At 59.5% G+C, this 22,087-nt stretch carries 24 protein-coding genes and 3 tRNA genes; 13 read left to right on the plus strand and 14 right to left on the minus strand.

What is annotated here, in order from left to right; translation table 11 throughout:
• Positions 1-271 precede the first annotated feature (271 nt).
• Positions 272-1,219 (plus strand): phosphoribosylaminoimidazolesuccinocarboxamide synthase, encoded by a 948-nt coding sequence (locus ASD02_RS08030; RefSeq protein ID WP_025427063.1) that lies wholly within the window; start codon positions 272-274, stop codon positions 1,217-1,219.
• 33 nt (positions 1,220-1,252) lie between these two features.
• On the opposite strand, the gene ASD02_RS08035 is transcribed toward ASD02_RS08030, so the two are convergent.
• Genes ASD02_RS08035 through metG form a run of 3 tightly spaced genes read right to left on the minus strand, consistent with a single transcriptional unit; the run spans position 1,253 to position 4,436 of the window.
• Positions 1,253-2,089, minus strand: coding sequence for an MBL fold metallo-hydrolase (locus ASD02_RS08035; protein WP_057210388.1), 837 nt, complete (start codon positions 2,087-2,089; stop codon positions 1,253-1,255).
• Between the two features lies 1 nt (position 2,090).
• Positions 2,091-2,870: a TatD family hydrolase gene (locus tag ASD02_RS08040; RefSeq protein WP_025427061.1), complete on the minus strand. Its 780-nt coding sequence runs from the start codon at positions 2,868-2,870 to the stop codon at positions 2,091-2,093.
• A gap of 15 nt (positions 2,871-2,885) precedes the next feature.
• Positions 2,886-4,436: a methionine--tRNA ligase gene (gene metG / locus ASD02_RS08045; RefSeq protein WP_025427060.1), complete on the minus strand. Its 1,551-nt coding sequence runs from the start codon at positions 4,434-4,436 to the stop codon at positions 2,886-2,888.
• Positions 4,437-4,615: 179 nt separating this feature from the next.
• Between metG and ASD02_RS08050 the strand changes: the two genes are divergently transcribed.
• A complete protein-coding gene (locus ASD02_RS08050; protein WP_057214155.1) occupies positions 4,616-4,921 on the plus strand; it encodes a pyrophosphatase in 306 nt (101 codons plus the stop codon).
• Here ASD02_RS08050 and ASD02_RS08055 read toward each other — a convergent pair.
• The 4 genes from ASD02_RS08055 to ASD02_RS08070 form a co-directional block, all read right to left on the minus strand.
• Positions 4,916-5,947 carry a DNA polymerase III subunit delta' gene (locus ASD02_RS08055; protein ID WP_025427058.1) on the minus strand — a complete coding sequence of 344 codons (1,032 nt, stop codon included), beginning with the start codon at positions 5,945-5,947 and terminating at the stop codon, positions 4,916-4,918. The two genes, ASD02_RS08050 and ASD02_RS08055, sit on opposite strands and share 6 nt — an antisense overlap.
• Positions 5,944-6,624, minus strand: coding sequence for a dTMP kinase (tmk, locus tag ASD02_RS08060; RefSeq protein ID WP_038576098.1), 681 nt, complete (start codon positions 6,622-6,624; stop codon positions 5,944-5,946). The genes ASD02_RS08055 and tmk overlap by 4 nt, the downstream gene beginning before the upstream one ends.
• Positions 6,625-6,704: 80 nt before the next feature.
• Positions 6,705-7,865 carry a D-alanyl-D-alanine carboxypeptidase family protein gene (locus ASD02_RS08065; RefSeq protein ID WP_057220525.1) on the minus strand — a complete coding sequence of 387 codons (1,161 nt, stop codon included), beginning with the start codon at positions 7,863-7,865 and terminating at the stop codon, positions 6,705-6,707.
• Positions 7,866-7,925: 60 nt separating this feature from the next.
• Positions 7,926-8,957 (minus strand): septal ring lytic transglycosylase RlpA family protein, encoded by a 1,032-nt coding sequence (locus ASD02_RS08070; protein ID WP_025427056.1) that lies wholly within the window; start codon positions 8,955-8,957, stop codon positions 7,926-7,928.
• A gap of 276 nt (positions 8,958-9,233) precedes the next feature.
• On the opposite strand from ASD02_RS08070, the gene ASD02_RS08075 reads away from it, so the two are divergent.
• The 4 genes from ASD02_RS08075 (at position 9,234) to ASD02_RS08085 (ending at position 11,393) form a co-directional block, all read left to right on the plus strand.
• Positions 9,234-9,323, plus strand: a tRNA-Ser gene (locus tag ASD02_RS08075).
• Between the two features lie 673 nt (positions 9,324-9,996).
• Positions 9,997-10,287: a DUF4242 domain-containing protein gene (locus tag ASD02_RS08080; protein WP_025427055.1), complete on the plus strand. Its 291-nt coding sequence runs from the start codon at positions 9,997-9,999 to the stop codon at positions 10,285-10,287.
• Between the two features lie 177 nt (positions 10,288-10,464).
• Positions 10,465-10,608 (plus strand): hypothetical protein, encoded by a 144-nt coding sequence (locus tag ASD02_RS39155; RefSeq protein WP_164474927.1) that lies wholly within the window; start codon positions 10,465-10,467, stop codon positions 10,606-10,608.
• Positions 10,609-11,105: 497 nt separating this feature from the next.
• Positions 11,106-11,393: a hypothetical protein gene (locus tag ASD02_RS08085; RefSeq protein WP_025427054.1), complete on the plus strand. Its 288-nt coding sequence runs from the start codon at positions 11,106-11,108 to the stop codon at positions 11,391-11,393.
• Positions 11,394-11,451: 58 nt separating this feature from the next.
• Here the strand turns inward: ASD02_RS08085 and ASD02_RS08090 are convergent, their stop codons facing one another.
• On the minus strand, positions 11,452-11,691 hold the full coding sequence (locus ASD02_RS08090) for a hypothetical protein (RefSeq protein WP_025427053.1): 240 nt from the start codon (positions 11,689-11,691) through the stop codon (positions 11,452-11,454).
• 180 nt (positions 11,692-11,871) lie between these two features.
• Here ASD02_RS08090 and lexA point away from each other — a divergent pair, with 180 nt between their 5' ends.
• A complete protein-coding gene (lexA, locus tag ASD02_RS08095) occupies positions 11,872-12,588 on the plus strand; it encodes a transcriptional repressor LexA (RefSeq protein WP_025427052.1) in 717 nt (238 codons plus the stop codon).
• Positions 12,589-12,807: 219 nt separating this feature from the next.
• Here lexA and ASD02_RS08100 read toward each other — a convergent pair whose 3' ends face one another.
• Positions 12,808-13,140 (minus strand): hypothetical protein, encoded by a 333-nt coding sequence (locus ASD02_RS08100; protein ID WP_025427051.1) that lies wholly within the window; start codon positions 13,138-13,140, stop codon positions 12,808-12,810.
• 643 nt (positions 13,141-13,783) lie between these two features.
• On the minus strand, positions 13,784-13,930 hold the full coding sequence (locus tag ASD02_RS39160) for a hypothetical protein (RefSeq protein WP_025427050.1): 147 nt from the start codon (positions 13,928-13,930) through the stop codon (positions 13,784-13,786).
• A 435-nt stretch (positions 13,931-14,365) separates the two neighbouring features.
• Between ASD02_RS39160 and ASD02_RS08105 the strand changes: the two genes are divergently transcribed.
• Complete coding sequence (locus ASD02_RS08105) at positions 14,366-14,797, plus strand: GFA family protein (protein WP_025427049.1); 432 nt, start codon at positions 14,366-14,368, stop codon at positions 14,795-14,797.
• 301 nt (positions 14,798-15,098) lie between these two features.
• Here ASD02_RS08105 and ASD02_RS08110 read toward each other — a convergent pair.
• The 3 genes from ASD02_RS08110 to ASD02_RS08125 all read right to left on the minus strand — a co-directional run bounded on the left by ASD02_RS08110 (position 15,099) and on the right by ASD02_RS08125 (position 17,079).
• Positions 15,099-15,172, minus strand: a tRNA-Cys gene (locus ASD02_RS08110).
• Between the two features lie 670 nt (positions 15,173-15,842).
• On the minus strand, positions 15,843-16,544 hold the full coding sequence (locus tag ASD02_RS08120) for a thermonuclease family protein (protein ID WP_025427047.1): 702 nt from the start codon (positions 16,542-16,544) through the stop codon (positions 15,843-15,845).
• 241 nt (positions 16,545-16,785) lie between these two features.
• The gene (locus tag ASD02_RS08125; protein WP_025427046.1) at positions 16,786-17,079 is read right to left on the minus strand and encodes a hypothetical protein; all 294 of its coding nucleotides are present in this window, start codon (positions 17,077-17,079) and stop codon (positions 16,786-16,788) included.
• Positions 17,080-17,229: 150 nt separating this feature from the next.
• On the opposite strand from ASD02_RS08125, the gene ASD02_RS08130 reads away from it, so the two are divergent.
• From ASD02_RS08130 to ASD02_RS08150, 5 genes are all read left to right on the plus strand, one after another.
• Positions 17,230-17,304 (plus strand) — tRNA-Asn (locus ASD02_RS08130).
• 101 nt (positions 17,305-17,405) lie between these two features.
• Positions 17,406-18,848 (plus strand): deoxyribodipyrimidine photo-lyase, encoded by a 1,443-nt coding sequence (locus ASD02_RS08135; RefSeq protein WP_025427045.1) that lies wholly within the window; start codon positions 17,406-17,408, stop codon positions 18,846-18,848.
• Between the two features lie 106 nt (positions 18,849-18,954).
• Entirely contained in the window at positions 18,955-20,208 is a 1,254-nt protein-coding gene (locus ASD02_RS08140) for a cyclopropane-fatty-acyl-phospholipid synthase family protein (RefSeq protein ID WP_025427044.1), read from the plus strand.
• A 184-nt stretch (positions 20,209-20,392) separates the two neighbouring features.
• Positions 20,393-20,764 (plus strand): SMR family transporter, encoded by a 372-nt coding sequence (locus ASD02_RS08145; RefSeq protein WP_025427043.1) that lies wholly within the window; start codon positions 20,393-20,395, stop codon positions 20,762-20,764.
• The gene (locus tag ASD02_RS08150) at positions 20,751-21,077 is read left to right on the plus strand and encodes an SMR family transporter (RefSeq protein ID WP_025427042.1); all 327 of its coding nucleotides are present in this window, start codon (positions 20,751-20,753) and stop codon (positions 21,075-21,077) included. Before ASD02_RS08145 ends, ASD02_RS08150 begins: the two co-directional genes overlap by 14 nt.
• Here ASD02_RS08150 and ASD02_RS08155 read toward each other — a convergent pair.
• Positions 21,065-21,907, minus strand: coding sequence for an SDR family NAD(P)-dependent oxidoreductase (locus ASD02_RS08155; protein WP_025427041.1), 843 nt, complete (start codon positions 21,905-21,907; stop codon positions 21,065-21,067). The two genes, ASD02_RS08150 and ASD02_RS08155, sit on opposite strands and share 13 nt — an antisense overlap.
• Between the last annotated feature and the right edge of the window lie 180 nt (positions 21,908-22,087).

The raw sequence follows: 22,087 nt of genomic DNA on the forward strand, positions 1-22,087 counted from the left end.
GTCACGCTCGCTCATCGCAATCAATCCCATCCGCAATCTCCCAGGTCATCAAAACCCGGGGAGAGTGACATTCTTACTTTGCAGGATCAGGACACTTTAACTTTGCGGCTACACGAGAAAATCAGATAAGATAGATTATGGAACATATAGATGTGCCGAAATGCCCGTTTCCGGGCGTATTGCACCTACTCTTGGCTTGACCCAGCCGTTCGCGGCTGCTTATTCGTTCGCCACGAAACCTCGTTTTGCAAGGCCCGATGCGATGAGCGAATTGCGCGTTCTTTCAGATGCTTTCATTCCAGAACTGCCAAACCGCTACAATGGCAAAGTGCGCGAAAACTATGATCTGCCCGGCGGCGAACGCATCATCATCGCGACCGACCGGCTGAGCGCCTTCGACATCATCCTGACGTCCATTCCGCACAAGGGTCACGTGCTGACGCAGACGGCGCGCTACTGGTTCGAGGAAACCGCCGACATCTGCCCGAACCATGTGATCAGTTATCCCGACCCGAATGTCGTCATCGGCAAGCGGCTCGACATCCTGCCGGTCGAAATCGTCGTCCGCGGCTATCTCGCCGGCACCACCAGCACGTCGATCCTGACGAAATATCGCAACGGCGAGCGCGACATGTATGGCATTCGTTTGCCCGACGGTCTGCGCGACAATCAAAAGCTTCCGCAAGCAATCATCACGCCCACCAGCAAGGCCTTCGACGGAGGCCATGATGAACCGCTGTCGGAAGACGAAATTCTAGAGCAAGGCCTCCTGACGAAGCAACAGCTCGATACCGTGTGGAGCTATGCGCTGGCGCTGTTTGCGCGGGGCCAGGCGCGAGCCGCCGAACGTGGCCTGATCCTTGTCGATACGAAGTACGAGTTCGGCACCGACAAGGATGGAACCATCATCCTTGCCGACGAGATCCACACGCCCGACAGCAGTCGATACTGGATCGCCGACAGCTATCAGCAGAGCTTTGAAAACGGCGAGCGGCCGAAAAGCTTCGACAAGGATTTCGTGCGCGCCTGGGTCACCGAGCGCTGCGATCCCTACAGGGATCCGGTCCCGGAAATCCCGAGAGAACTGGTCGAGCAAACGTCAGCTGTCTATATCGAAGCCTATGAGAAGATCACCGGGCGCACCTTCGTTCCGAATCTTTCGGGTGGCACCGTGCTGGAGCGCATCCGCAAGAACCTGGCGCCGTATTTTTCGAAATAGGCCTGAATATTAGATATTTCGAACACGTGAAGTTCAGGCGTCTCCGAGCACGGGGACGTCGACTTCGAATTCGAGACGCATCAGGTCATAAGCCGGCTCGACATGATCAGGCGTTTCACCTTGGACGGTGTCGTAGTCGAGCGGCACATGCATATGCGTCAGAACGGCTTTCTTCGGACGAAGCCGATCGATCCAGCCAAGTGACTGCACCAGCGACAGATGGCTCGGATGAAATTTGTACTGGAGGGTATCGAGCACCAGAAGCTCGAGACCATAAAGGTTTGCGATCGTTTCCGGCGGAAAGTCGCTGACATCGCTGCAATAGGCGAAATCGCCGACGCGAAATCCGAGCGAGTGGATATTGCCGTGAAACTGCATCAAGGGCTGGAAGGTGATCGGGCCACCTGCCCCTGTTATGATCACGGATGAAAGATCGTCGGCGATGATATGTGCGTCGACGATGGGCGGATAGCCGCTTCCGGGCGGCGATTCCAGGCAGTAATGAAACCCTTCGCGAATCCGGCCCATAGTGAAAGCGTCCGCCCAGATCGGTACTCTCTTCTTATTTTCAATGACATAGCCGCGCAAGTCATCGATGCCATGCAGATGGTCCGCATGGGCATGGGTATAGAGCACCGCGTCGATGTGGCGGACATTTGCCGCCACCATCTGGGCGCGAAAATCCGGACCGGTATCGATGACCACAGTCGTCTTGCCGCCATCCGGCGCGATCTGCTCCACCAGCAGAGCGGCGCGCATGCGGCGGTTCTTCGGATTTTTGGGATCGCAGGCGCCCCAGTCCCCGGTGATACGCGGCACGCCAGGCGACGAACCACAGCCGAGAATGGTGAAAGCGCGCCTGAATGCCACGTTAGAGCCTCGGCATCTTGGAGAAGATGCGGAAAGCGTTTTCCGTCGTATGCGTTGCAATCTCGTCCTTCGTCACACCGATCGTATCGGCCAGAACATCGGCCGTGTGCGCCACATAGGCAGGCTCGTTGCGCTTGCCGCGAAACGGCTTGGGCGCAAGATAAGGTGCGTCGGTCTCAACAATCATGCGATCATGCGGAACCGTCTTCGCGATCTCGCGCAGTTCTTCCGATTTCGGGAAGGTCAGGATGCCGGAGAACGACACGTAGCCGCCGAGCTCGACGCCAATTCGCGCCAGATCCGGACCCGACGAGAAGCAATGCAGAAGGAAGGGGAAGGCGCCCTTCCCTGTCTCTTCGGTCAGGATCGCCGCCATGTCGTCGTCTGCCGAACGGCTATGAATGACGAGCGGCAAACCGGTTTCGCGCGCCGCAGCGATATGCCGGCGCAGACCCTCGGCCTGAGCGTCGCGCGGCGCGTTGTCGTAGAAATAATCGAGACCCGCCTCGCCGATCGCCACCACCTTCGGGTGGGCCGAAAGCCGGATGAGATCGTCTGCAGTGATATCAAGCTCTTCATCCGCGTTGTGCGGATGGGTGCCGACGGAACAGAAGACGTTCGGATAAGCTTCCGCAATCGCAAGGATCGTGTCGAACCGCTTCACGCGTGTCGAGATCGTGATCATCTGGCCGACGCCTGCTGCGCGCGCGCGCTCGATGATAGCGTCGCGCTCAGCCTCGAAGTCGGGAAAATCCAGATGGCAATGCGTATCGATAAGCATGCTGATCGTGCCTTATTACGCTTCCGGGGCGACATAGCGTGGGAAGACCGGCTTCGGCGCTTCAAGCGGCGTTCCGGAGACAAGACGGCCGGTCTCGCCGAGTGCCGCAAAGTCGCGCTTGTCGGCTGGGGCTGCCACCAGGTCGAGCAGTTTTCCTGACGATTCCGGCATGAAGGGCTGCAACAGGACGGCAATCTGGCGAACGACCTCGGCGGTGACGTAGAGCACGGTTGCCATACGCGCCGGATCGGTCTTTTTCAGGGCCCAAGGCTCCTGGCCGGCGAAATAGCGATCGGTCTCCGAAACGACCGCAATGATCGCCGCAAGCGCGCGGTGGATCATCTGCTTGCCCATCTCGTCGCGGGTGATCTCGAGCAGCGCATCGGCGGCCGCCAACATCGCCTTGTCTTCGTCGGTCAACGCACCGCAGACAGGAATATGGCCATCGCAATTCTTGACGATCATCGACAACGAACGGCTCGCCAAGTTGCCGATGCCATTGGCAAGGTCGGAGTTGATGCGGGTTGCAATCCCCTCCTCGCTGTAGCTTCCGTCCTGGCCGAAGGAAACCTCGCGCAGGAAGAAGTAGCGGATCTGGTCGAGACCGAAATGCTCGACGAGATTGAACGGATCGACGACGTTGCCGAGCGACTTCGACATCTTCTCGCCCTTGTTGAGCAGGAAGCCGTGGGCGAAGACGCGCTTGGGCAGCGGCAGGCCGGCCGACATCAGGAAAGCGGGCCAGTAGACCGCGTGAAAGCGGATGATGTCCTTGCCGATGATATGGATGTTCGCCGGCCAGAATTTCGCCCGCGGTCCCTGCGGATTGTCGAGATAGCCGGTCGCGGTGATGTAGTTGGTGAGCGCGTCGACCCAGACATACATGACATGACCAGGATCGTTCGGCACCTTGATGCCCCAATCGAAGGTGGTGCGCGAAACAGACAGGTCCTTGAGGCCTGACTTCACGAAGGAGATCACTTCGTTGCGGCGCTCAGCCGGGCCGATGAAGTCAGGGTTCTCTTCGTAGTGCTTCAGCAGCTTGTCCTGATACTCCGACAGCTTGAAGAAGTAGCTCTGCTCCTCGACCCATTCGACCGGCGTGCCCTGCGGACCGTAACGCACGCCGTCGGCGCGCAGCTCGGTCTCGTTCTCCTGGTAATAGGCTTCGTCGCGCACGGAGTACCAGCCGGCGTAGGAATCCTTGTAGAGGTCGCCCGCCTCGCCCATGCGGTTCCAGATGTCCTGCGACGCCTCGTGGTGGCGCTTCTCGGTGGTGCGGATGAAGTCGTCATTCGACGCGTTCAGGAGAACCGCCATCTTCTGGAATTCCGAGGAGTTCCGGTCGGCGAGTTCCTGAGGCGTCACGCCTTCGCGGCGCGCCGTCTGCTGCATCTTCTGGCCGTGTTCGTCCGTGCCCGTCAGGAAGAATACGTCGCGTCCGTCCAGGCGCTGGTAGCGCGCCATTGCATCCGTTGCGATCAACTCATAGGCGTGGCCGATATGCGGCTTGCCGTTCGGGTAGGAAATCGCGGTGGTGATGTAAAAGGGGGACGTGTCTCTCATAAGCGGATTCAATCTATCTCGGATAAAGCTACCGACGCTCTTAGCGCATACGCCGCGCGGAAGGAACCGGGAGATGGCAGAAAAGCCCGCACCGAAGCCGCTGATCGACATCCATTCCCGCTTGTGTGGACGCAAACGAAACAATAGAACAAATAGGAAACAAACGCGAAGGGATCGTCATGTTGCGCCAGCTTGAACGTCAATTCGAAGCGGCATCGGCCCACTACGCCGAAGACAACGGCATCGAGCGGGATGCAGATTGGTTCATGCTCAAGATGCAGGAGGAAATCGGCGAACTGACCCAGGCCTGGAACAAGCACACCGGCCGCGGCAGGCGGCATGGAAAATCAGAGGACGAGATCCAGACCGATATGGCGGACGAGGCCGCAGATCTGCTGGGTCACGTGCTGCTTTTCGCCCACCATCACGACCTGGATCTGGTCGCTGCGATCAAGCGCAAATGGAAGTTTCAGGTCCAGCTATAGCGCCGCCTTGACGTCGTCCAGCAGCGAAAGAATGGTTTGCTTGCGATCGAGATTATAGGCGTCGCTGATGGTGAGGCGTTCCCCGGTCGTGGCCGAAAGCCGGGCGAAACGCTCGGCGCGCATGATGTCGCCGGCAACGGCCGCATCGCGGGCTTCGCGCATCAGCCGGCCTGTCAGCAGCGACGTGAAGAAATCGAAGATCGTTTCGCTGTCCTTGGCCGAAAGCACGTCGGCAAGTTTGTGCATGTCCTTGCGGATCCCCGGCCCTTGCCCCGCGAGGATCGCCTCGAAGGTCGCGGTGATTTCCAGACCGCCGTAGTTGATGAGCTTCAGCGCCTCCGCCACGCTGCCATTGGCAGCGGCCAGAACGCGCGCGGCATTTTCGCTCTCAAGATCGAAGCCGAGATGACCGAGCGCCTGGCGCAGCGCCAAAGGCTCCAACGGCTTCAGCCGCAGCGGCAGGCAGCGCGAACGGATGGTTGGTAATAGCTTACCCGGCGCGTGGGTCAGCACCAGGAACAGCGACCGACGCGGCGGTTCCTCGAGAATTTTCAGGATGGCGTTGGCGGCGTTCCGGTTGAGATCGTCGGCCGGGTCGATGATGACGATGCGCCAGTTGCCGGTGCCGGATGTCTGCGAAAAGAACTTGCCGGCCCTTCGCACCTCGTCGACGGTGATGGCACCCTTGACCCTGCCCGTCTTCTCGTCGACCGGCCGCGTCAGATGCAGAAGATTGTGCGATGCGCCGGAGGCCAATTGCCGGCCGACGATCGAGGCCGGGTCGGGATCCTCAAGCCTTTCGGGCGCAGTCGCGGGATCCGGGTGATTGAGGATGTGGCTGGCGAAGCGAAACGCAAGCGTCGCCTTACCGATACCCTCCGGCCCTTCGATCAGAATGGCGTGGTGTCCCTTGCCCGAACGGTAGCTCTGGGCCAGAAACGCTTCCGCCTGCTCATGACCAAACAGCCGGTCGTTCTGGACCGGCGCGATTGCCCCTTCAAGTACACCTGGCGCTTCCGACGTCATGGTGCGGACCCCGCATTCGAAGGCCCGGAGACTTCAGCGTTCGCAAGCAAGCTCTCTAGCAGGCCGAGCACCTCTGCGGCAATCGCCTCGGCGGATTGCGTCGCATCGATAACCCGGCACCTGTCCGGATCCGCCCGTGCGATATCGAGGAAGGCCTCGCGGCGCTTTTCATGCGTCTCAAGCTCTTCCTTCTCGAAACGATCCGGGCTGTCATCGCCGGCGCGGCGTTGGGCGCGCTCGAGACCGATAGTCGCCGGCAGATCGAAAATCACGGTCCGGTCCGGGACTACGCCATTGATGGCAACCCGCTCCAGCGTCTCGACAAAGGCCGGCTCCAGATTGCCGGTGATGCCCTGGTAGACGCGCGACGAGTCCATGAAACGGTCGCAAAGCACGATCGTTCCCCCAGTCAGCGCCGGCCGGATGACCTCTTCGACATGATCGCTGCGCGCCGCAGCAAACAGAATGGCTTCCATTCGGACGCCGAAGGCTTCGGCCGCCCCCGAAAGCAGCACATGGCGCACCGCTTCGGCCCCGACCGATCCGCCCGGCTCGCGCGTCGTCAGCACCTTGTGGCCGAGCGCGCGCAGAGAATCGGCGAGCAGGCGCAACTGGGTCGATTTGCCGGCCCCTTCCCCGCCCTCGAATGTTACAAACAGACCTTTTGCCAGCGGCACAATGCTTTCCTATATCGGCATGCGATTTGGCTCTGTTTAGCCGATTGGCCCACCCGATGAAACCGCCAGAACCGGTTTTGTTACAGCCAGAAGAAGAAGAGTTCCTGCAGAGCGTCGAGCGCGCGGCTCGCCAGTGTCCCTTGGCCCACTGCTCCCGCCGTCTTGACCGGAACCTCGCGTAGCAGCTTTTCGCCGTTCCACAGTCGGACGACACCGACCTCGGCGCCGGCTTCCACGGGAGCGCGCAACGGCCATTTGTAGACGACACGGGCCGTCAGGCGTTCCGGGTTGTTGACCGGCAGCAGCACATCAACCGGCCCACCAGCGACAAGCGCGACATGGGAGGCCGCACCGCCGTAGATACTGGCCTCGCCGATCGCCTCGCCATCAGCAAAAATTCGCCGCTTTTCGAACGCCGTCATCGCCCAGTCAAGCACCTTGCGGCTTTCCTCCGTACGCTCCTTATCGGTATCGAGCCCGCCCATCGCGAGATAGACACGCCGGTCGCCACGCGGCATCGATGCGGCCAGCGAAAAACCGTAGCCTTCGGCAAAACCCGTGGCGACACCATCGACCCCGAGTTTGGCCGCGATCAACGGGTTCTTGTTGCGCTGAAGGATCTTGTTCCACTCGAACTCAGGCTGGGCGTAGAGCCGATAGAGATCGGGGTGCGCCTCGTGCAGATGACGGGTCAGCGTCACCAGTTCGGTCATAGTGATCCGGTTCTGGGGATCCGGCAGACCTGTGGCGTTACCGAACGTGGCGATAGGCATGCCGAGTTCGCGAGCGCGGGCCGTCATCTTTTCGGCAAAGGCGGTTTCGCTACCGGCCATCCCCTCTCCGAGGATGATGCAGGCATCATTGGCAAGCTGAACGGCCACCCCTTGCAACAGATCGGCCACGCGAATGCGCGACTTCAGCGCAGCAAACATCGTCGAAGTGCCGGATGGGGCGCCGCCCGTGCGCCACGCGTGTTCGGAAACGTCGAAGGCCGTTTCGGCCGAAAGCTCACCCTTGGCGATGGCCTCGGCCACCACTTCCATCGTCATCAACTTGGCAAGAGAGGCGGGCGGAACCGGTTCGTTCTCGGCGCGGGAAAACAGAACGGTGCCGGTTTCGGCATCCACCAGCAGGATCTGCTTTGCCTTGGTGTCAAACGCCACCGGCGGCGTCTGAGCCGCTGCCGCACTCGCGAGCAACGCCGCAAGGCCGAACGTGACCGTAAGCATCATCAAGCGCATGGGAAACTCCGGTTTCCCATTGGGCATAGCAGCGTCATCAGAATGGTACAACGCCCCAGGTTACCTGAGCGAACCGGTTCTGCCTTGGCGCTTCGCATGGGCAACGATGGATTCAGGCGTAAGCGGATTGGTCTCGACCATGATCGCTTCAAACGGCGATTCCGCATCGCTTACCCGCACTTCCACATAGGCGGCCGCATAGGCCATGTTGCCGTCAGGCATCGGAATGTATTCCGGTCGCTCGCGCGGGATCGGCCCGATTTCCGGAAGCATGACGAACTCGCTCAGCGACGGCGGTGCTGCAAATTGCGGGACAGGTGCAGCCAACGCCGTTACCGTACCGGCGGTATCAAGGGACGATTTCGGCGGAATGACCAGCGTTCCCAACTGGTTGCGCATCGGCTCATTCGAGGCGACCATCACGCCGGTTGCGATCTGGCCCTCCGGCATGACGCCCGGACTGCGGTCGCCCTTCGTGACATAGGACGCCATGAGATAGGGCATGTCGTTGCCTTCAAGCGGTGCGCGGCCGACATATTGCACCCGAACCTTGGCACTGCCCTTCTGCTTGATATCGAGCAAATCGGCTGTCTTCGACGAAACGTCGATGATGCGGCCATATTCATAGGGACCGCGATCGTTCACACGAACGATGACGGAAGTGCCGTTTTCGGTGTTGGTGACACGCGCATAGCTCGGCAGCGGAAAGGTCGGATGCGCGGCGGACAGATGAAGCTTGTCGTAGACTTCGCCATTGGCCGTCAGGCGACCATGAAAGGCCGAGCCGTACCAGGACGCGACACCGGTCTTGTTGTAACCGAAATCTTCCTTCGGCTGGTACCACTTGCCCTTGACCTGATAGGCTTTGCCGACCTGAAAGCGGCCGCCGCCCTTCGGAATATTCTTGCCGGTAGCGACACGGGGGCTCGCCTTCACGCCATAAACGGACTCAGCAAAGTATTCTTTGCTTCTCGACTTGCTCTTCTTGATACTGGACGTCGATCCGCAAGCCGCAAGCGTTGCGCAAAGCACAGGGACCGCCGCAAGGCGCAGTCCCTTGATCAGATATGCCGCATTTTTACTGGATGTCATCTGTCCCACAACATCATTCGAATAAGCCGTACTCGAAACCTTCCACTCGTGCCCCCAGCGGAAATCTCGGCGTCCCGAAACGGAACAGTCGATTAATCATGACAGCAACAAGGCAAAATTGCGAACCGACGAATGGCTGACGGCTCGAAATCTCCAGTTATGGTTTACGAATGGTTACCCGGACAAAATGGGCAGCGGATGCGCCAAGAAAATCTTTCCGCCCACGCATGTTAAATCTTGCAAAGCAGCAAGGCTTCGCGCAATAACGCCCTGCCCGGAGGAGTGGCCGAGCGGTTTAAGGCACCGGTCTTGAAAACCGGCGTGCGTGAAAGCGCACCGTGGGTTCGAATCCCACCTCCTCCGCCATGGCTGTCTCATTTTTCGCCACCCATTATTGCGCTCGGTCGCCAAGTGAATGCTTTGGCGGCGAACACATACAAGTTTTGCGAGTATTCCCCGATCATAGCCGCAGCATTGACGGCGCTTGCAAGGCGGTGGCTCGACCCGCTTGCCATCCCAGATAATTTGAGGGAAAGTCTGATTCCGGCCCATCGAGCCCTGGGCGATCTCCCAGAACTAGAGAAAACCATGCCTCTTAAATATTTGACGACAGCCGCTTTTCTCGCGCTTCTTGCGCTTGCCGGATGCGCAAGCACCGGCGGCAGCAACACGACCTATGCGCAGTGGCAAGGTCCAACACCTGTACCCGATCCGTCTGCGGCGAGTCCCGGCGGTTTCCGGCTCAGCTACTAACTTGCGCTAGTATACGCGTGTCGGACGGAGCGCATCGCGCGCTCCCATCCCCGGCCGCGCGATTTCAGTCGCATAGAGCTATTGGCCGCGAGATATTGTGATCGCGGGGCGATACAGGCGCCCATCGTTTGATCGGACGCCAGTCCCGGTGGAGCCCCTTCCGCTGCTTGATCCTATACTTCCAGGGAAATCGTCGTGAATCGCCGCATCACCGGTGGAAAGTATTGACTTCAATTATATTAGATATTCTTGATATTCAGTCCTCCAACAACCGAGGAACTGAACGATGCCCACCTACATCATTGAACGCGACGTCCCAGGGGCCGACAAGCTCAACCAGGACGACCTTTGCGCATTATCGGCAAAATCCAATGCTGTCGTCGCCGATCTTGGCGTACCATATACATGGATCACCAGTTATGTCGCCGGCGACAAGATTTACTGCGTCCACGAGGCATCAAGCGCCGACGTCATTCGCGAACATTCGGAACGCGCCGGATTTCCGGCGAACAAGATAACCGAAGTTGCTGCCGTCATAGGGCCTGCGACAGCATCCCAGGGGCGCAACGGTAAGTGACCGAAGCGACGTTATCATCGCAGTGCCCGGACACCGGGCACGAATGCGCGACGCAACGCCGGCAAAACAGTGATCCACCGGCACCGTCATTGACTTACGGCGGTATCAATGCAGGCTGGTTTGCCGGCATTCGGCGCCCATGCAGGGTTCCCCGGCACACCTTCCAAGGAGACGATCATGGCAAAAGGTCAAGTGCGAAGTAACCGCGAGGTTAGAAAGCCAAAGAAGGACAAGACTGTCAAAGCCGCCGTTGTGACGGAAGGCTCACAGGTGAAGCTGGCCGGCAGCAGTTTCTCCCTGGGCAAGAAAGACAAGAAGTAAGACGGTCGGCTTTAACCTCTCGAACTAACGACACGAGAGAGATATCCGTCAGTGGCCAGTCGAACTGGGGTGCGCAACGTCTCCGCGACATCCCGGCGCGACTGGTCGAGCACCCGCGGTCAGATGCCGGTTTCGTAGCGCGTTTGAACGTCGTATGTATTTGGCTGGAGATGCGAAGATCGCTACAGGCGGATGCCGCTGGCCACTCGCACTCCATTACGGCGTCCAACATCATCGGAAGCATTTGCGGCGGGTATTGTTGATCAGCTGCCAGCGCCACGCTTTGAGGCGGGCGCCGGAAAATCGAAAACGCCAACGCACCTCACGCCAATCTTTGTGCCTTCATTGCCACAGCTTGAGCACCAGTGCTCGCCTTTCGCAAAGAACTGTTGAACACGGCACAGTGCCCGGCATGCTTGCTGGACTTCGGAACGAAAGCACGGTTCACATCGTTAACCAAACCATCGCCGCCACCTCTGATCTAGTGGACGTTCACCGTGCTTGCAGCCTTGCTTATCGCCTCGATTATCGCATCGCCTAACATCGCCCTCAGCGCTGCCACGGTCGACGACCTGCAAGCCGACTTCGAAACGGCCGTGCCCTGCCAGCAGATAGACGGCCGGAACGTTTGGAAGGGAACGATCGCCTACTACATCCAGTCCTTCGTCTATCAAGGCGACACGCCGGTCGCGACCGAAGCGGCCGACGCTGTGCTGCCGGAGGACAACTCCGCGGAAACCGTCAAGGAATTCGAGGACGCCTGCTCCGCGACGCAGCCGGCCTGATTCAGGCCTCCTCTAGCAGATCGCCCATCGATATTTCTGCTGATCCCTTGATGGCAGGCTATTTCCACTGCGTCCCATCGGCCGCGGCGCAACCGTGCGGCGGGTGTCCGTTGCCAAATGTCAGCTTCAGCCGGTCACAACCCCATTGATTGAGCGGCCCGGGCATCGCCGCATTCAACGCGATACCAACTTCGTCAAACGGGCTCTGCTTGTTATCCACGTATTGATACCAGCGAAACCCAAGGATCGCGGTCGCGGCGACAACGATGGTCAGCAAGATTTGAATCAGCTTCGTCATTAAACCCTCATTCCATAAACGGAAGGAGGCATATCAGCCTCGCGCGGCGCGTGCAGCGACGAGTTGGTCAATCTGCGCTTGATTGAACCAACATTCACAGAATTTTAGGCACTTGCGGAACACATATGGAACAGATAGTGTCTGTTCTTGATTTGTTTCACGCCTCTGGAGCGACTTGCCATGCTGACCCGCAAGCAACAGGAATTGCTTCTTTTCATCCATGAACGAATGAAGGAGTCCGGTGTACCGCCGTCCTTCGACGAGATGAAGGATGCACTCGACCTGGCATCCAAGTCGGGCATTCACCGGCTGATCACAGCGCTCGAGGAACGCGGCTTCATACGCCGGCTTCCCAACCGCGCCCGAGCGCTCGAAGTCATCAAACTGCCGGAAGCCTATGCTGCGAGCGCGCAGCCCCGTCGCGGGTTTTCGCCGAGCGTCATCGAGGGTAGCCTTGGCAAACCGCCCGCCCCTGCCCCCGCGGCGAAAACGCTGCCGGTTGCCGACAACAGCTCCGTGTCGGTTCCAGTGATGGGCCGCATTGCCGCCGGCGTGCCGATCTCGGCGATACAGAACAACACCCACGACATTACCGTGCCGCTCGATATGATCGGCAGCGGCGAGCACTACGCCCTTGAAGTGAAGGGTGATTCGATGATCGAGGCCGGCATTTTCGATGGCGATACGGTGATCATCCGCAATGCCACCACGGCCAATCCCGGCGATATCATCGTGGCACTAGTCGATGACGAGGAAGCAACGTTGAAACGCTTCCGGCGCAAGGGCGCTTCAATTGCTCTAGAGGCCGCCAACCCGGCCTATGAGACGCGCATCTTCGGGCCTGACCGGGTCAAGATTCAGGGCAAGCTCGTCGGCTTGATCCGCCGCTACCACTAAGCCCGTCTCACGCCAGCGCAATTCGAGGAAAAGTGCGGAGCGGCTTTCCGCCAGGAAATGCGTAAAAACAAATAGATAGAGCGCCTAGTGACTCCGTTTAAACCGGAAACGCTCTAGCCGCCTTCATGCCGGCCAGCCGCTCTCTTACTTCAACGTCTCGCCACATAGGGTAGCGAGACGGAGATTTTCGGATCGAGTGTTTTTCACGCTCGACGGATTTTACTCGTGAATCGAGTACTCGCCCAACTCGCAGAGATCCTGCTTGTCTTCAGTCGTGTCGAGACCGGAACCTTCTTCGAATTCAAAGCGCATGTCGTATTTGCAGACATCACGTCCGTCGGCGATGGTAATTTCCATGCTTTCGCCCGGATTAAGCACCTGCCGCCCGAAGACGTCGTCTTCCCACTGATCAACACCGACCGGCGATGTGTAGAAGTTCGTCAAAACGGCATTCGTCTTGTTCTTAAGCTGAAAGACGAGATCCTCAGCGCTTGCGGTGGCCGTCGTTACGGCAAGAATGGCAAGAGCAGTCAGGGCGATCTTATATTTCATTTTATGTCTTTTCCTCCATTGTTGGCTTTGTTTGACACTACCTATACGGGTCGCGCTGTTGGGATATTCATTCCCAGTTCTGTCTAGAGACAATATTTTCAGCACTGACAATAGTGACCGAATCACCATTTCGGGGCGCGTCCTCGCAAGGCCATGTCGTTGGCGACTGCGGACGTTCGCAAACTGGCGGGCAAGCGCAGCCCGGTCGAATTGCGCTTTGAAAACAGTGGTTGGCTGCGAGGCGGGCAGCCTCGCTGCGCGTGTTGGACGCGCCGCATTGGCCCATGTTCCTTGCCCCCCGAAAACCGTACCTGCGTGCCGGCAGCATGTCCTTTGCGCAGGCACGCACAGCGTTTCACTTTCGACAATCGGGCTGCTATTGACGGAGAACCGCTTTAGCCAATCGCGCAGGCGCTGGGTGACTTGTTGCTTTCATCGTGCGAGGGGCTGAATCACGCGCTCGCCCGCCCTATCTACGTCACACTTTCGTTGACGCTCGCAACGAGCACGCGGCCGCTTACGCCACCGATGGCCGGTATTTCGACCGCCTTCGGATCTGCGTTCGCCTTGAACCTCGCGTGGGGCGTCGACCGCCAGCGGCATTCGCCGCTGCCAAACCTGTTGAGCGTGTGGCCGATGGCGCTCAATTCTCCTGAACGGAAACCCCGTCCTGGCCAATCTTGATCTCTACGCCGGTCGGTTTTGTTTCCTCGCGGTAGACATAGGCGCCGAGACCAATGACGGCGACGGCGAGCATGGCAATGATCAGATAGAGCCCATTACGGTTCATTCAGCAATTCCTCGCTTGGGTACGGTATGGGTAACTAGGTTCGTACCCAAGAAAGGCAACGGTGCGACGCGGACTGTTCGCTCCTCGCGCGGATGATGCAGGACGGATGCGAACGGCCGTAGGCTTTTTCTCCGCACGATCCGTTGGCCGAGCGCTCTTGCGACGCATCGGCTCGGGCCGCGGAACGTCCCCGACGTGGAGCACGAAAGCGTGCTGGCGCACGTATCGGGCACTTGGTCTGAATATGTGCCCGATGCGCGACGAGACGCCTCGTACCCCGCGCCTGAGCCCAATCGGCTGATGGCCCTACAACGAACGGCCTCAACGGGAGTGCGGTCCTCTGGATTGAGACTGCCCCCGAATGCGCTTGAGCACAAGCAACCCACCTCATAAGAAAGCTCATCAAATGCGCTTCAAAATCAGATGGATGATTGGATGAATCTCGATGTTCAGAACCTTGACGGAGCCTGCCACTGCGGAACGGTTCGCTTCAATGTGAAACTGAAGAGCGGCCTCCGCACCGCCCGCCGTTGCACTTGCTCCTATTGCCAGTTGAAGGGCGCGGTTGCCGTCTCTGCCGCCAAGGACGGGGTCACGGTTCTCTCCGGCGGCGAGGCACTCACCAAATATCAGTTCAACACGAAGGCTGCAGAGCATTACTTCTGCTCGAAGTGCGGCATCTACACATTCCACAAGCCGCGCGCGAACCCGGATTTCTACGGCGTCAACGCCGCGTGCCTTGAAGGCATAAGCCCATTCGATTTCGAGGAGCTACCGGTGAACGACGGCATCAACCACCCGATGGACACGAAGGGATCGACCGGCCCAAGGCTCGCAGGAACGCTCAAGTTTATCCCGGCGGAGTGACGACAGGCGCGGCTGGCAGGACGCCGGCCGCAGCCGTTCAAACTGCTGCACCCTGAATGAGGGGGGCGTTCGTTGCGCCGCCAAGACGTCGAAGATCTACTCGCGGAACGCGAACGGGCGCGCTTGACGAGGCAGAGTGTTGCCAGAAGCAATGGGGATGGAATCGGCAATCTGCTGCTTGGATCGAACGTCGAAGAGGGAGATAACGGGAACCAATTGCCACACCAAGAGGAATGTGTGGCAGCAGATGAAATCCTGCAGTCCAAATAGCGAAACTAATTCAACTACTTAGGAGTGGCTTTGGAGGCCTCGCCCGGAATTGAACCGGGGTACAAGGATTTGCAGTCCTCTGCGTCACCACTCCGCCACGAGGCCTCATCGACTGAGATTATCAAGTCGTGGCGAGCGTTTAGAATGAATATAGAAAGAGCGCAAGAGGGGATTTCTGAAAAACGTCCTCAGGCATTTCTGAAATTCCATCTTTCTCCAACTCTTCCACAGGCTTACCGATCCGGCCCCATAACGGATCGCCGCGAACCCCTTCGACGACAGGCGGCGGGCGCTATACGGCAGCGTCCGACACGAGGCAATTGGATGGATTTACCATTTCGACAGACGGCCCGAATCTTCCGTCCAACCCTTCTTCCGACGTCGCGGGGCGCTGCTACCTTGTACACCGTTTCACGGTAAAGCTACCTTGCACCAAGATTCTTCAGGGAATTGGACGTTGAATCCAGAGTTGATCATCTACCCAAGCTCATACTGACGGTAGTTTTCTGTGGAATGTGCATTGCGGTCGCAATCTGGCGTCTATTCCAGCTCGCGGTGACCGGCCGATTGGACATGTCGCCAATTTTCCCGAACCTTAAGGCAGATTTCCGAGCCAATCCCATCAAGCTGCTTCTAGCAAGCTCTCTTGTTGTGTTCTTTCTGGCACTATCGGCTCTGGGGTTGATAATCGGTATTGATATCGCGCTCGGTGGATAACTTAGACGGCTACACGCTTCCGGCCCTCATCATTCTCTCTGATGACGCCGAGCACCGTCTAACACCAGGGCTTGGGCTGTCCCTTCCAGGGCCGAACCAAGCCCTCCGATACGAGCACGGCGCCGAGAGAGCGGCCGTCGCGCATCACCACGCGCAGCTTTTCGCTGTTCTTGTCGTCGCTCCTGCCGATGGCCTCGATCAGCCTGAACTCGCCGGCGTTCAGCAACTCGCGCAATCGCTGCTTGGCGTAGAAGCCGCGGGCACGTTCGCTATCGCAACTCGCCTGCTTGATTCGCGGTGCATCGACGTCGGCGACACGGATCTCCTCGCCCTGGTAGCGGAATGTTCCGCCGTCGACGACGCAATTGTCGTTGCGGGTACCGCAGAAATAGAACTGATTCGCCTGGGGCTCGACGGCCGTGGGCTGCGCGATCGGGCGCTCGACGGGTGTCGGTGCGGCCAACCCGACATTGACTGCGGGTATCGGTCCGTCGACAGGCTTCGTCTTGTGCGTAGCCGAGGGCATGGCGACACGGGCCTGCGCCTTCGGCCGATCGTCCGACCTGGATGTGGATGTCGACTTGGGCGCCGATGCGAACACATCCGAAACGCCCGGCAGATCCCGCAACTGTCCACGGTGGTCGTACGCAACAACGCCGCCGACTGTCAGCACCGCGGCGAGATACCAGGGCAGCATTCCGCCCTTTTTCTTTGTCCGGCTGCCGCGGCGACGCCCGCGGCTTGTCGTGGTCTTAGCCATTCCGCCCCATCCTTAATCCGGGCGGCATTATGCTGCCGATCCGTTGCCGAATGGTTTTCAACGACAGCCCGAATGCGGGAGTTTGCGCACAAGTCGGTCGGGAGGACGCGGCGGTCCATGACTTTTATTCGATTGGAGCCGCCGCCACATCGTCGCCGACGAAGGAGCCGAATAGGCTCGGCTTCCGTGTAGCGTGAGCTTGTGGCGCCCTGTCGAAGCGAGGATCGCCCTCGCGAAAGAATCATCGTTCCTTCGAAGACCCCGTCCCGTTGCGTCGGCGCGCCCACCAGACTGCGAACCTTCGGCGGCGGCGGCGTACTGAAGGAATATCGTGCGAGAGGATGAGTAAGCCCAAGGGCACCATCCAGAATCCGAGCACGGGCAGAAAGCCGAGAAAGCCGCCGAATATCAGCAGCCCGCCAACCAGCATGCGCAGCAGTGGTGATTCCGGCAGCCTCAGGCGCCATTTGCCAAGCACGATCTGCCGTGTGTGCGGGTCTATGCCGAAATGCGTCTGTTTTCTGTTTTTATGCATCATTCCCTATCCGGCTGCCTTTCCCACAATTGGGGGCTTCTCCACAGGCTCGCAACAAAACTTCTCACTTTTTTTAAAAAAACAGCTTGGCAAATCGGAAAAGCATTTGTATTAGCAGCCTCACTTCTGCAGGACACGCCGCGCAGATGATCCCTGGTAGCTCAGCGGTAGAGCATTCGACTGTTAATCGACAGGTCGCCGGTTCGAATCCGGCCCGGGGAGCCAGTTTTTAAAGAGCCATTCGCGGTAACGCCCGAATGGCTCTTTTTCATTTTGCGGCTATGGTGCCGGCGACGCCTTCCTCCTTCCTCGCCCCCGGGAATGTCATGAGCGCAAATCCCACAACGCCGATTCTGGTCTGGTTTCGTCGAGATTTGCGCCTTCAAGACAATCAGGCACTTGCCACCGCGGCGCAGACGGGTGGACCGGTGATTCCGATCTACATCAATGAACCGGAGGAAAGCGGCAATGGGCCGCTTGGTGGCGCGCAGCGTTGGTGGCTGCACCATTCGCTCCAGGCATTGCGGGCATCGCTGCGGGCACACGGCTCCGACTTTATCCTGCGGACCGGTGCGCCGTTGGATGTGATCGCCGAGATAGCGCGGGAATCGGGCGCGACGACCGTGTTCTGGAATCGCCGCTACGACCCGAGCGGAATAGGAACCGATGCGCCGTTGAAGAAAGCGCTCGTTGAACGCGGCTTCACCGTCAGCAGCTTTGCAGGGCAACTGTTGCATGAGCCGACACGGCTCCTCACGAAGGGTGGCGGCCCTTATCGCGTGTTCACGCCGTTCTGGCGTGCGCTTGAGGCCAGCGGCGAGCCGGCGGCGCCGATTGAGACGCCGGAAATGATCAGAGCGCCTGTGAGGTGGCCGGCATCCGAGGAGCTTGAACGGTGGAAGCTCTTGCCGACGCGGCCGGACTGGGCATCGACGTTCGCCGAAATCTGGACGCCGGGCGAGCAGGCCGCTGCCGAACGCCTGCACAAATTCGTTGAACATGCCCTTGCCGGCTACAAGGCTGAGCGGGACGTCCCTGCAGCGCAAGGTACGTCCATGCTCTCTGCGCATCTTGCCTTCGGCGAAATCTCTCCGGCGCAGATCTGGCAGGTCACGCGTGGCCTGACGGAAACGCCGGTGGACGATGTCGTCACTTTCCGCAAGGAACTCGCCTGGCGCGAGTTCTCCTACAATCTGCTGTTTCACAATCCGGATCTCGGCCGTCAAAACCTCGATCGTCGTTTTGATGGCTTTCGCTGGCTGGACAATGACGAACAGTTCCACCGCTGGACAAGGGGCCTGACCGGCTATCCGATTGTCGACGCCGGCATGCGGCAGCTCTGGCGCCACGGCTACATGCACAATCGCGTCAGGATGATCGTCGCCTCCTTCCTGATCAAGGACCTGCTGATCGACTGGCGACGCGGAGAGGCGTGGTTCCGCGACACGCTGGTCGATGCAGATCCGGCCTCGAACGCAGCAAGCTGGCAATGGGTGGCGGGGTCCGGCGCCGATGCCTCGCCTTTCTTCCGCATTTTCAACCCGGTGCTCCAGGGCGAGAAATTCGATCCGGAGGGGCTTTATGTGAAGCGTTTCGTTCCGGAGCTCGCTGATCTCGAGGCGCGTTATATCCATCGACCATTCTCGGCCCCCTCGGCAGTACTGGCTGCCGCCGGCATCGAGCTTGGAGTCTCCTACCCCACCCCCATCGTCGACCACGCCTTCGCGCGCGACCGCGCGTTGGCCGCGTTTCAGGAAATCAGAACCTAAAAAATCGCTACAACCGCGCCGCCACCGGTACAAATCCATGGTTGGCCTCTCGCAGGATTATCGCTAGGCTCACGTTACGGATGCAACGATTGCCGGAGGGTGGTTTATGCATGATACAGAAGCCTGCTTTGCCGAATTCGACAACGCCGAGCACCTTTCGACTGAAAATCTCTCGCAGGTGCTGAAGGACTTTCCGCTCAAGGCCCAGATGGTCCTGCGCGGCCTCGTTCACCTTGAGGCCGGCGCGCTGGCGCTCGCTTTGCCCAACGGTCGGCGGCTGCTGGTCAAGGGAAAGGTGCCGGGGCCATGCGCCGCCGTGACACTTCACAACTGGAATCTTCCGCACCGCGCAATCACCGGTGGCACCATCGGCGCCGCGGAAAGTTATATAGACGGCGATTGGGACAGCCCCGATGTCGGCGCCTTTCTCGAGCTTTTCCTTGTCAACGCAGACATCGGCAACAGATTCCCTAACCGGGCGCGCGGGTTGATGCGGCTGGTGGAAAAATTCCTCCACTGGCGCAATGCCAACACCAGGACGGGCGCACAGCGCAATATCTCTGCCCACTACGACCTCGGCAACGCCTTCTACCGTGAATGGCTCGATCCGAGCATGACCTATTCGTCGGCACTTTACGCTAGCGGCGCCAACGATCTGCAGTCGGCCCAGACTGCCAAATACCGGGCACTGGCCGAGGCGACGAATCTACGGCCCGGTGACCATGTGCTTGAGATCGGCTGCGGCTGGGGCGGTTTTGCAGAATTTGCGGCGACCGAGATCGGCTGCAAGGTCACCGGCCTGACCATCAGTCGCGAACAACTCGCGTTTGCCCGGGAACGCATGCACAGGGCCGGCGTCGCCGACCGCGTCGAGCTGAAATTCCAGGACTATCGCGAGGAGAAGGGCCTCTATGACCGAATCGTCTCGATCGAAATGTTCGAGGCGGTCGGGGAAAAATTCTGGTCGACCTATTTCTCGCAGCTGAAGCGCTGCCTGAAACCCGGCGGCAAGGCCGGCCTGCAGATCATCACGATCAAGCCGGAAGCCTACGAGGAGTACCGCTCCAATCCGGACTTCATCCAAAAGTACGTTTTCCCCGGCGGCATGCTGCCGACGCGCGAGCATCTGGTCGATCTCGGGCGCAACGTCGGTCTGCGAATGATCAACGATTTCGGCTTCGGTGGCGACTACGCCCGAACGCTCGGCGAGTGGCGGCAGCGCTTCTGGTCGGTGTGGAGCCGGATCGAGCCGCTCGGTTTCGATCTGCGCTTCAAGCGCCTGTGGGAGTTCTATTTCTACTACTGCGAAGCCGGTTTCCGCGCCCGCAACATCGATGTCCGTCAGATCGTCTTCGAATGAGGCTCGCCGCCGCTACAGCGCCGCGCGTCTTATTAGACGCGCAAAGGTCGCTGTAGCACTTTGAATGGCTGCAAGTTTTTATCCTTAAATCGAATAGGATTTAAGGAAACATGCAGTAGGCTTTACCGATCGTCCGACAACGCCTATGAGGCAACCGATCCAGATCTTTTCTTGAAGGTTCCTCATGCGGCTTGCATGGTTTTTCCTGGCGCTCGCCATCGCGACTGAGGTGGCGGGCCTGACGGCGATGAAGGCCGCATCCGCCAATGGCTCCTATCTCGGCCACGTAGTGATGTATGTCTCCATTGCGCTTTCCTACGTCTTCCTGGCAAAGGCCGTGAAGACCATTTCCGTCGGCGTTGCCTATGCCATCTGGGAGGGGTCCGGGGTCGCGATCATTACGCTCGTTTCGGTGTTCGTGTTCGGCCATGTGCTGACCGGCCGGGAAATGCTGGGCCTGTCGATGGCGGTGGCCGGTATCCTGCTCGTCAATGCAGGCGAACACCGCGAAGAGGACGCTCCGGCCACGGAGGGAGCCATCGATGAGCGCACCTAGTCTCTATTTCGTCTTTGCCGTCATCGCCGGCATCCTCGACATCGCTGCCAATCTCGCTTCGACCAAATCGAATGGCTTCGCGCGCCGCGGCTGGGGCGCGCTTTCCATCGTTCTCGTGCTCGCCGCCTTTGCCTTCCTTGCCGAAGCGGTCAAGGGCATGGAACTTGCGATCGCCTACGCGGTTCTCGGCGCGACCGGGATTTTCGGCACGGCCATTTGCGGCCGCCTGCTCTTCGGCCAGAAGCTCAAGCCGATCGGCTGGGTCGGCCTCGCCCTGATCTTCGGCGCAGTACTGGTGCTTCACACGGCCTGATGTGGCCGCCCCTTGGCGCTCGTGCGGGTGTTCGTCGCTTTTGGCGGCGTCGCGCCTTGCCGGGTCAGCCGGTCAACGAGCGCGAAGTAGGCACCATATGGCAGCAGGCGTGACAACTTTGCGATAGTGATAGAGCGCTTCGGGAAGCTGACTTCGAAATGCTTCGACTTCAGGCCCTCGACGACGTGCTGAGCGGCCTCGTCTGCACTGACCATGCCGGACCTTGCAAATCCAAGCCGCGGCGAACCGGTCGTGTCGACAGGCCCCGGATTGATCAACTGCAGGCGAATGCCGATCCGGTCCAGATCGAGCTTCAAGCTCTCGGCCAGATTGATCAGGGCCGCCTTCGTGGCGCCATGGGCGGCGTTGCCCGGCAAACCGCCATAACCTGCAGCCCCCGACACGATGGCGATGTGGCCCTGCCCCCTTGCCTTCATGTGGGCCACTGCCGGCAGCAGACAATTGACGACACCGTTCACATTGACCGCAAAGCTCCGCTCAAAAGCGTCGCGATGCAGATCGTCGCCCCTCACCGGGATTGTCACCCCCGCATTGAACACGGCCAGAGACAGGTCGCCGTGATCATATTCGATCGATGCCAACACACGTTCCATATCCTGAGGGTCGGTGACATCGCCATCGAGAACGATGATGCGGCCGTCGGCGGCAGCTTCCTGTTGCAGGGCCACCAGTTTTTCGTGATTTCTGGAGGTGACGACCACCGAATAGCCGTCTCGCACCAGCCGCAATGCCAGCGCTCGGCCTATTCCCGAACTCGCTCCCGTTACCCATGCCAACCCATGCTCGGAATTCGTCTTGTGCATACTCATTGCCCATACCTCGGCACGCACCCGCCCGGTGCACGCTCAACTCAAGGGGCCGGCGAATGACACGCCCGGCCCAGACCAATCCCCCTCCAATATCCGGCGCGCACCCAGAGCGGCCTCGACCCTAAGCTTTCCCCTCGAAGACGTTTTTTGTTCGGGACAGGGCAGCGGTGAAACGCTATT

Origin of the sequence: Ensifer sp. Root1252 (assembly GCF_001425885.1) — a bacterium.
In the GTDB taxonomy this organism is placed as follows: Bacteria; Pseudomonadota; Alphaproteobacteria; order Rhizobiales; family Rhizobiaceae; genus Ensifer; species Ensifer canadensis.